Source organism: uncultured Algibacter sp., from assembly GCF_905480415.1.
In the GTDB taxonomy this organism is placed as follows: domain Bacteria; phylum Bacteroidota; class Bacteroidia; order Flavobacteriales; family Flavobacteriaceae; genus Algibacter_B.
In genome coordinates this window covers 1-10,244 of sequence record NZ_CAJQQI010000003.1, presented here as the reverse complement: position 1 = coordinate 10,244, position 10,244 = coordinate 1, and the positions used below count along the sequence as shown (strand labels likewise).

10 protein-coding genes are annotated in these 10,244 nt (G+C 34.1%); 8 read left to right on the top strand and 2 right to left on the bottom strand.

Annotation, left to right across the window (positions count from 1 at the left end; genetic code table 11):
• Positions 1-433 precede the first annotated feature (433 nt).
• Positions 434-1,012: an alkylphosphonate utilization protein gene (locus QZ260_RS00215; protein ID WP_295981402.1), complete on the top strand. Its 579-nt coding sequence runs from the start codon at positions 434-436 to the stop codon at positions 1,010-1,012.
• Here the strand turns inward: QZ260_RS00215 and QZ260_RS00210 are convergent.
• A complete protein-coding gene (locus QZ260_RS00210) occupies positions 1,009-1,854 on the bottom strand; it encodes an AraC family transcriptional regulator (RefSeq protein ID WP_295981401.1) in 846 nt (281 codons plus the stop codon). The genes QZ260_RS00215 and QZ260_RS00210 overlap by 4 nt on opposite strands.
• Before the next feature lie 191 nt (positions 1,855-2,045).
• On the opposite strand from QZ260_RS00210, the gene QZ260_RS00205 reads away from it, so the two are divergent.
• The 7 genes from QZ260_RS00205 to QZ260_RS00175 all read left to right on the top strand — a co-directional run bounded on the left by QZ260_RS00205 (position 2,046) and on the right by QZ260_RS00175 (position 9,773).
• Positions 2,046-2,975: a dihydrodipicolinate synthase family protein gene (locus tag QZ260_RS00205; protein WP_295981400.1), complete on the top strand. Its 930-nt coding sequence runs from the start codon at positions 2,046-2,048 to the stop codon at positions 2,973-2,975.
• Between the two features lie 112 nt (positions 2,976-3,087).
• Positions 3,088-3,354, top strand: a complete 267-nt coding sequence (locus QZ260_RS00200) for a DUF1272 domain-containing protein (RefSeq protein WP_295981398.1) — start codon at positions 3,088-3,090, stop codon at positions 3,352-3,354.
• The gene (locus tag QZ260_RS00195) at positions 3,351-4,934 is read left to right on the top strand and encodes an aldehyde dehydrogenase (NADP(+)) (protein WP_295981397.1); all 1,584 of its coding nucleotides are present in this window, start codon (positions 3,351-3,353) and stop codon (positions 4,932-4,934) included. The genes QZ260_RS00200 and QZ260_RS00195 overlap by 4 nt, the downstream gene beginning before the upstream one ends.
• On the top strand, positions 4,935-5,945 hold the full coding sequence (locus tag QZ260_RS00190) for a 4-hydroxyproline epimerase (RefSeq protein ID WP_295981395.1): 1,011 nt from the start codon (positions 4,935-4,937) through the stop codon (positions 5,943-5,945). It abuts the gene before it with no gap.
• A gap of 56 nt (positions 5,946-6,001) precedes the next feature.
• Entirely contained in the window at positions 6,002-7,249 is a 1,248-nt protein-coding gene (locus tag QZ260_RS00185) for an FAD-dependent oxidoreductase (protein WP_295981391.1), read from the top strand.
• Between the two features lie 3 nt (positions 7,250-7,252).
• Positions 7,253-8,545 (top strand): aminopeptidase P N-terminal domain-containing protein, encoded by a 1,293-nt coding sequence (locus QZ260_RS00180; protein ID WP_295981389.1) that lies wholly within the window; start codon positions 7,253-7,255, stop codon positions 8,543-8,545.
• A 13-nt stretch (positions 8,546-8,558) separates the two neighbouring features.
• Positions 8,559-9,773 (top strand): Xaa-Pro peptidase family protein, encoded by a 1,215-nt coding sequence (locus QZ260_RS00175; RefSeq protein WP_295981388.1) that lies wholly within the window; start codon positions 8,559-8,561, stop codon positions 9,771-9,773.
• Between the two features lie 8 nt (positions 9,774-9,781).
• Here the strand turns inward: QZ260_RS00175 and QZ260_RS00170 are convergent.
• On the bottom strand, positions 9,782-10,244 hold a 463-nt coding region (locus QZ260_RS00170), incomplete at its 5' end, for a proline racemase family protein (protein WP_295981384.1).

The following is a 10,244-nucleotide window of genomic DNA, read 5'->3' as shown; positions in this document are numbered from 1 at the left end:
GGTCCCTATGTGAGCAATATTCATTGGAATACTATTGCAATTTATAAAGGAGAATTACAACCAAAATTTATTTTAGAACTTATAAACCATAGTTATGACATGGTCGTTAAAGGGATGTCCAAAAAGCTAAGAGATTCCTTAGTACAATAAATAAAGAGTAATTGTCTGATAATCGAATAATAAAATTGTGTATTTAGATTCTCTCTTCATCCTAATTGAATTTTTAGCATAATCAAATAGCCCAAAATCTTAAAGTCGTAATTAATTTTACCAATATATTAACTTTAATTTTTAACAGATTATGAAAGCAACCAAACAATTAGTTTCAACAATAGTACTAGCACTATTGTTATTTAAAAAAAAGATACCGTGTAAATCTTAACTTGTAGAACCTTCTATTTAGCTGTATCATTGTAGTAATAAAATGTAGAAAATGAGTTTAGATAGAGAATTATATAAAAGAGCTGATAATAAATGTGAACTCTGTGGAAGCGAAGAGCACTTACAAATACATACTTTAGCGCCACAAAAAGATGAAACTTTAAAAAAGTCTTTAGTTGCCTGTAAAACCTGTGTTGACCAAATAGAAGACCCAGAAACCACAGATGCAAACCACTGGCGTTGTTTAAATGATAGTATGTGGAGCGAACAAGATGCTGTAAAAGTAGCCGCTTGGAGAATGCTTTCTCGTTTAAGAGCAGAAGGTTGGCCACAAGATTTGCTAGATATGATGTATTTAGAAGATGATGTTTTAGAATTTGCTAAAGCGACAGGAGAGGGTGAAGCAGATCCGGAAAAATTAATTCATAGAGATGTAAATGGTGTTGTTTTACAAGCCGGAGATTCAGTAGTGTTAATAAAAGACTTAAAAGTTAAAGGCTCTAGCATGGTTGCAAAACAGGGAACTGCAGTGAGAAATATTCGTTTAGACCACGAAAACGAAAAATATATTGAAGGTAAAGTTGGTCCAACACTAACCGTTATTATCACAGATTACGTTAAGAAACTTTAATTCAGCATTTTTTTAAATTCGGATGGGTTATAGCTTTTTAAAGCTTTAAATTGCCTGTTAAAGTTCGACATGTTATTAAAGCCAACACATTCTGCAATTTGTATAATAGATAAATCATTGTTTGATTGCAGCAGTCGGCATGAGTGTTCTACACGAAGCTCGTTTAAAAACTGAATATAGGTTTTATTAGTACGTTTTTTAAAGTACTTACAAAAGGCATTTTTCGTCATATTAGCCACGTTAGAAATGGTCTTTAAAGAAATTTCTTGTTTAAAATTGTTCATAGTATATTCAAATACATTCCGCATGCGTTGCCCTTCATTATCCGAATAGGTTTTATCATAAATAAAGGATGATAGGCTATTATAGTTTGCCTTTGATGTGATTTTTATAATTTGAAGAAGTATTAAAAAGCGCTTTAACTTGGTGCTTTCTTCAAGTTGAAAAAAAAAGGCACTTATCTGTTTTAGTTTTGAAGCTATTTTAAAACCATGTTTAGCACGTTTAAAAAAAGCTTGTACTTCTTTCAATTCTTCCAAATCAAAAAAGCTTGACCCAAAAGAATTTCTTGTAAAAAATAAAGATATCATATGGAAGCTATTAGAAGCAGAATAATCACTTTTAAAAACGTGGGGAATATTACTACCAATGATAAGAACATCATTTTTTGCATAATCATTAACTGAATCTCCAACAACAAGCGTGCCTTCTCCTTCCACAATTAAGCTAATCTGAATTTCTTTATGTTGATGTAGTTTGTCATAGAAAGAAGTCCCGTAATCAACTTGATAAACGAGAGCATCTTGTTCTGGTTTGGGAATTTTGAAGGGTAGTGCTTTCACTTATGCTGAATTTATTTCAGTAAATCATTTTTCATTTTCTTTTGAAACTGAGAACCCGAAATTACACAAATAATATTCAAATATCCATTATTTAATATTAAAATGGATAATATAGTATGTATTGTGATTAACAAACCATTCTTTAAAATGTGAATACTAGTGTAATTTTATATTATCAAAAATTAAAGATTATGAGTATTCAATGGAAAGGTGTAATGCCCGCAGTAACAACCCAATTCAATGAAAATGACGAATTGGATTTACAATTATTTAGAAAAAACATACATGCACAGTTGGATGCTGGGGTACATGGTATTGTATTAGGAGGAACCTTGGGTGAAGCCAGTACGTTAACTGATGAAGAGCGACGTATTTTAACCAGAGAAACCGTTGAATTAGTAGAAGATAGAGTTCCAGTGTTAATGAATATTGCAGAACAAACTACCGTAGCAGCAATAGCCTTAGCAAAAACGGCTGAAGAAGATGGTGCAAAAGGACTTATGATGCTCCCTCCAATGCGTTACAAAGCAAGCGACGAGGAAGTTGTAGAGTACTTTAAAGCTGTTGCAAATAGTACATCATTACCAATTATGATTTACAATAACCCCGTAGATTATAAAATTGAAGTAACTTTAGATATGTTCGAAACGCTTTTAGAAAGCTGTCCGAATATCCAAGCTGTTAAAGAATCTACCAGAGATACTACTAATATTGCACGAATAAAAAACCGTTTTGGAGATAGATTAGCCATTATGTGCGGTGTAGATACTTTGGCTTTAGAAAGTTTACTTATTGGCGCCGATGGTTGGGTAGCTGGTTTGGTTGATGCTTTTCCCGCTGAAACTGTGGCTATTTACGAGCTTCAAAAAGCAGGTAGAATAAAAGAAGCCCTTGCTATTTATAGGTGGTTTATGCCACTTTTAGAGCTAGATATACATACAAAATTAGTCCAGTATATTAAACTAGCTTCAACCCATACAAATATTGGTTCAGAATATGTTAGAGCTCCAAGATTAGTATTAAAAGGTGATGAACGAGTACGTGTAACTAAAATTATCGAAGATGCTTTAGCGGTAAGACCCGTATTGCCAGATTATAAAAATCTAAGTATTTTAGTATAATTAAATTGGGTGTTACCGCTCCAAAAAGCGGTCAGGCTTTCGGCACTCGCTTTTTTTGAGAAAAACAAAAAAGAGCTTAAACAAATGCCTCAATCCTTAACACAAAAACAACATGTTAGAAATAAGACCAACATGCGAACATTGTAATAAATCATTGCCATTTGATTCTCAAGAGGCAATGATTTGTGCATTTGAATGCACCTTTTGTAAAAACTGCATAGACAATGTTTTGAAGCACGTTTGCTCTAATTGTGGGGGCGGATTTGAGAAAAGACCAATTCGGCCAGAAAATTTATTAGAAAAATATCCAGTATCAACAAAAGTGGTTCACAAACCAATCCATATTGAAGCGCACATAAAAAGATTAAATAAAGCATGATAACAGGAAAAAACTACATCGGAAATCAACTATCAGCAATAGGAAACAAAACGTTTAAAACATTTAACCCTTTATTAAATATTGAAAACGAATGGGAAATCACAGAAGCATCAACTAACGAGGTTAATCAAGCCGCAAAATTAGCTTCGGAAGCGTTTAAAACCTATTCTAAAATATCAGGAGAAAAAAAAGCAGTATTTCTAAGAGCCATTGCTGAAGAAATTGAAGCTTTGGGCGACGACTTACTACAAGTATATTCCTCAGAAAGTGGATTGCCTAATGGGCGAGCCATGGGCGAACGCGGAAGAACACTTGGCCAATTACGAGCTTTTGCAAACCATGTAGAAAAAGGGAATTGGGTAGATGCCTCAATTGATACTGCACAACCAGATAGACAGCCTATGCCAAAGGTAGATTTAAGAAAAATGAATGTAGCTTTAGGTCCAGTTGTGGTTTTTGGAGCATCCAATTTCCCTTTTGCATTTTCAACAGCTGGAGGAGATACAGCGGCAGCTCTTGCGGCAGGTTGTCCGGTAATTGTAAAGTCACACCCTATGCATGCAGCGACAGGTGAAATGGTTTCTGCTGCTGTTATAAAAGCAGCAGAAAAAACAGGAATGCCAAATGGTGTGTTTTCAAACCTTAATAGTAGTGGTATAGAAGTTGGACAAGCTTTAGTACAGCACCCAAATGTAAAAGCTGTGGGTTTTACAGGAAGTATTAGAGGCGGAAGAGCATTATTTGATTTGGCAGCAAAACGTGATGAGCCAATTCCTGTACTTGCAGAAATGGGCAGTGTAAACCCAGTAATTATTTTACCTCAAGCTCTAAAAAATAGAGCTGAAGATTTAGCAAAAATATATTCTGGATCTATAACTTTAGGTACAGGACAATTTTGCACAAATCCAGGATTAATAATTGGCATAAAATCAGAAGGATTAACAAATTTTGTAAATACTTTAGCTGAAGAAATTGTAAAAGTTGAACCTTCATGTATGTTGCATCCAAATATTGCTGGTGCTTATGAAAGTAATAAAGCCAATGCCATGTCTCAAAGTGGTATTAAAGTTTTGGCGGGTTATAATGAAGATGTAAAACCTAATTATGCTCGACAAGTTGTTACAACTGTTGAAGGAAATACGTTTCTAAATAATCCAATATTACATCACGAGGTTTTTGGACCATTTTCGCTAGTAGTTCAATGTGAGAATAAAGAGCAATTAGAAGAAATAATTATCAATCTAGAAGGACAATTAACGGGAACGATTATTTCTGATGATGACGAAATTAGAACATTTACTTCAATAGTAAATGCCTTGCAAAATAGGGTTGGACGCATTATTTTTAATGGCGTGCCTACAGGGGTTGAAGTTTGCCCTTCAATGCTTCATGGAGGACCTTATCCAGCATCTACAGACTCAAGATTTACCGCAGTTGGTGTAGATTCGATTAAACGATTTGTAAGACCATTTAGTTATCAAGATTGGCCAAACGATTTACTTCCAATAGAATTAAAAAACGAAAATCCTTTAGGGATTTCTAGATTAGTTAATAATGTAAGAACGACATCTAAAATATAAATGGCACGCTCAAAATTTGTTTGTATTGATGCACATACCTGTGGAAACCCTGTGCGTGTGGTAACCAAAGGATATCCAGATTTAGTTGGCAAAACCATGAGTGAAAAACGCCAGCACTTTTTAAAAGAATTTGACTGGATCCGAAAAGGACTGATGTTTGAACCTCGGGGACACGATATGATGAGTGGAAGTATGCTTTATGCACCACACAACCCAGAAAATGATTTTTCTATATTATTTATTGAAACATCAGGGTGTTTACCCATGTGTGGTCATGGAACCATTGGTACGATTACTATCGCTATTGAAGAAGGATTAATAATACCTAAAACTCCAGGGAAGATACTTATGGAAGCTCCCGCTGGTTTGGTCGAAATTGAATATCAACAAACAGGGAATAAAGTAGATTGGGTTCGTCTAGTAAACGTGAAAAGTTTCTTAGCTGCACAAGATTTATCGGTTGATTGTCCTGAATTAGGAGAGCTAACTTTTGATGTGTCTTACGGTGGTAATTTCTATGCTATTATAGACCCTCAACAAAATTTTTCTGGAGTTCATGACTTTTCAGCTGGACAAATCATTCAATATTCTCAAGTGATTAGGCAAAGAATAAATAAGAAATACCCTAATATGTTTATTCACCCTGAAAATGACACGATACGAAATGTAACACATGTACTTTGGACGGGTAAAACTTTAGACCCAACATCAACAGCAAGAAATGCGGTGTTTTATGGTGATAAAGCCATAGATAGAAGCCCTTGTGGAACAGGAACATCAGCGGTTCTAGCACAATTATATGCTAAAGGAAAACTTAAAAAAGGAGCCGATTTTATTCACGAAAGTTATATTGGGAGCAAGTTTATTGGTCGTGTAGAAGAAGAAACGACTATAAATGGAAAGCCAGCTATTATTCCCAGTATTAAAGGTTGGGCAAAAATATTTGGATACAATACGATTATCATTGATGACGAAGATGATCCTTATGCACATGGGTTTCAGGTGATTTAATCTGTAAGAATACATTCATCATAAACTTGTTTCGAGATCTTTTAAAATTAAATAGAATGTCAAAAAAAGTTATAATTATTGGAGGTGGAATAATAGGATTATGTTCCGCATATTATCTTCAAAAAGAAGGGCATCAAGTTACTATTGTAGATCAGTCAAACCTCGATTCTGGTGCGTCTTACGTGAATGCAGGTTACTTATCTCCAAGTCATATTATTCCTTTGTCTGCGCCAGGTGTCATGAAAAAAGGCTTGAAATGGATGCTTAATAAGTCCAGTCCGCTTTATATAAAACCACGGCTAAATTTAGATTTTTTAAAATGGACTTTGGCTTTTAATAAATCATGCAATTCAAAACATGTTAAAAAAGTAATTCCTACGATTAAAAGAATTACACTTTTAAGTCAAGATTTATATGATGACATTAAGCGAGATGAAAACTTTTCATTTCATTACGAGAAGAAAGGTTTGCTCATGTTATGTCAAACCGATAAAGCATTAGAAGATGAAATAAATACGGCTAACATAGCTAAACAGGAAGGTTTAGATGTAAAAGAAATTAGCCTAAAAGAACTAAAAAAGTTAGAGCCTAGCGTAGCATTAGATCTAAAAGGAGCAACTTATTATAAATGCGATTCTCATTCAACACCACATGAGTTTATGGATGAAATGAAAACATATTTAAAAAATAAGGGTGTTGTCTTTTATGCCAACGAGAAGGTTGAAGATATAGAGATTGAGAACCAGAAAATTTCAACAATCAAAACCAATAAACAAGTTTTAAAAGCAGACGAGTTTGTTTTAGCAGCAGGATCATGGAGCGCTTTTTTAAATAAAAAATCAGGTTTAAAACTATTGATTCAAGCAGGAAAAGGATACAGAATAAATACCGAAAAACAAACTAATATTTCAATACCAGCAATTTTAGCCGAAGCAAAAGTAGCGGTAACACCTATGAATGGTTTTACACGTTTTGCCGGTACTATGGAAATTGCAGGCATTAACCATGATATAAATAAAGTTAGAGTTGAAGCTATTGCTGATGCTGTTAAACGATATTACCCAGAAATTAATTTAACTTCTGAAGAAAAAAGTAATGCAGCGAGTGGTTTACGTCCAGTGTCACCAGACGGATTACCGTATATTGGTAAATCTTCAAAATGTAAAAACTTAACTATTGCTGCAGGTCATGCTATGATGGGTTGGAGCATGGGTACCGCAACAGGAAAATTAGTATCAGAAATTATTTCGGAACAAAAACCTTCATTAGAATTAGATAATTATCATCCAGATAGAATTTTTTAAATTATGCGATACAATCAGATTTCAAATACTTTATTCATAACAAACAGATCTAATTTCTGTTCTAAAATGATAGTAAATACCATTGCTATTTTAACGTCCAATGATGTCAAGCACAATAATGCCGATGATGTAATGGGATTTAGTCAAAATAATGATTTGTTTTACTTGTCAGGAATTGATCAAGAAGAAAGTATCTTGGTTTTATATCCTGGTGCTTATAAAAAAGAAAACAGAGAAATTTTATTTATTAAAGAAACCAACGCCCATATTAAAATTTGGGACGGTGAAAAATTAACTAAAGCCCAAGCAAGCGAGATTTCAGGGGTTAAGCGCGTAGAATGGATTCAAGATTTTGAAATGACTCTACAATATATGGCTTTTGAGGCTGATGGTTTTTATTTAGGACATAATGAATATTTAAAACGGGCGACCAAAGACCAACAAACAAGACAGGATAGAATGATTAGTTGGTGTAAAGAAAAATATCCTTTGCATCAATATTTACGGGCTGCAAAAATTACACGAGAGTTACGTCAAATTAAATCTGATGAAGAAATTGGGCTTTTAAAAAAGGCTGCTAATATTAGTATTGAATCTTTTAAACGTGTTTTAAAAGTTTGTAAACCTAACATTAAAGAATACGAGTTAGAAGCAGAATTAACCTATAATTTAATAAAGGCTGGAGCAAAACGGCATGCCTTCCAACCTATTGTGGCTTCAGGTAAAAATGCTTGTGCGTTACATTACAATACCAATGATGACATTTGCAATGATGGAGACATGATTTTGATGGATTTTGGAGTTTGTTATGCAAATTATAACAGTGATACCACGCGTTGCTTTCCGGTAAACGGGAAGTTTTCAGCAAGACAAAAAGAAGTGTATAGCTCAGTTCTGCGTTGCTTAAAAGAAGGAAGTAAACTTTTAAAACCTGGAGTTATATCATCTGATTATGAGCAACAAATGGCAAATTTAGTTGAGACCGAATTAATAAAATTAGGGTTGTTGAAGGCTGATGAGGTTTCAAAACAAGACCCAGAAAAGCCTTTATATAAAAAGTATTTTATGCATGGTACGGCACATCATATTGGATTAGATGTGCATGATGTTGGTTTGTATTCACGTCCATTTGAATCGGGGATGATATTAACTTGTGAGCCAGGAATTTATATTCCAGAGGAAGGCATTGGTTGTCGCTTAGAAAATGATTATTTAATTACTGAAAAAGGGAATATTAATTTAACGGAGGCTATGCCAATAGAAATTGAAGATATTGAAGCTTCAATGAATAATTAAAAGAAGATACACTATGAGCACCATTGGAATTGGAGGGTCAACTGCAGAAATAGAATTAAACGCAATCGTATCGAATGGACATTTAGTTAAACCCATTCAAAAGGAAGAATTTCAATTACGAATTAATAAAGCTTGTGAATTAATGCAAGCTCAAAATGTTCAAACTATATACTTACATGCAGGATCTAATTTGTTTTATTTTACAGGAACACATTGGGGTTCTAGTGAACGCATGGTGGGCGCTTTATTGTTTCCAAATGGTGAACTTCATTATATAGCACCTCGATTTGAAAAAGGCACCGTTTTAGATTTTATGAAAATTGAAGGGAAAGTCAATTGTTGGGAAGAACACGAAAGTCCTTATCAATTATTTATTCAAATTCTTAAGGATAATGGCGTAGCTGATGGTGACATTTTAATGGATGAAACCACACCGTTCTTCATCTCTGATGGCATTTTAAAAGCATCAATAGAATATACATTAAGTAATGCTAATCCAATTATTTCGGGTTGTAGAATGATTAAGTCGGGTGCAGAAATAGCCATTATGCAACACGCTATGAATATTACTCTAGAAGTTCAAAAAGCAGTAGCTAGAATTTTAAGAGTTGGTATTAGTGCTAAGGAAGTTGAAGATTTTATTAATGAAGCTCATAAACGCTATGGTGCCTCGTCAGGGTCTTATTTTTGTATTGTGTTATTTGGTGTGGATTCTTCATTTCCACATGGTGTAAGTAAGCCAAAAGACCTTGAAATGAATGATATGGTTCTTGTAGATACGGGTTGTATGCTGCATGATTATATATCAGATATCACTCGAACATATGTTTATGGAAAAGCCAATGATTTACAACGACGCATTTGGAACATAGAAAAAGAAACGCAACAAGCTGCTTTTGATGCTTCTCAATTAGGAGATACTTGTGCTGCAATTGATTTGGCATCTAGAAAAATATTAGAATCTCATGAACTTGGACCAGATTATGAGATTCCAGGGTTGCCACACAGAACAGGTCACGGTATAGGCATAGATATTCATGAATATCCATATATCGTTAAAGGAAATGAAACCGTTTTAGAGCCGGGAATGTGTTTTAGTAATGAACCAATGATTTGTGTGCCAGATGAATTTGGAGTCCGTCTTGAAGATCATATATATATGACCAAAGAAGGACCAAAATGGTTTACAAAACCAATGCATAGTATTGAAAATCCATTCGGCGCATAATAGATTATTTACCTTAAAATAAAACCGTCTTTCATAGGGTCATTCGGATCAATTACAAAGGTTTGCATTCCGGTAATGTATGCGGTTCCTTCAACTTGAGGGATTACTGCTTTAAAAGAGCCAAAGTCTTCCTCAGAAAATACTGAGCCTTTAAAAACCGAATTTGTAATACTTTCTATAGTCATAGTTTCACCAAAATCAATTTCATTTCTTGACTTATGGATAGCCATTCTACCAGAAACACCAGACCCAGTTGGACATCTGTCGACTTCACCTTCGGCAAAAATGCAAACATTTCTGCTATCGTTGCCAGATAATTGTTTATTGTTATTGATAAAAATAGTACCATAAAGAAAACTCAAATCGTTTTCAAAAGGATGTAAAATTTCTTTATCGGCTTTCATTACAGCATTTTTAATGTCCATGCCTTTTGCAATTAATGTTCGGTAAGATTCTGGTTTTAAATTAAAA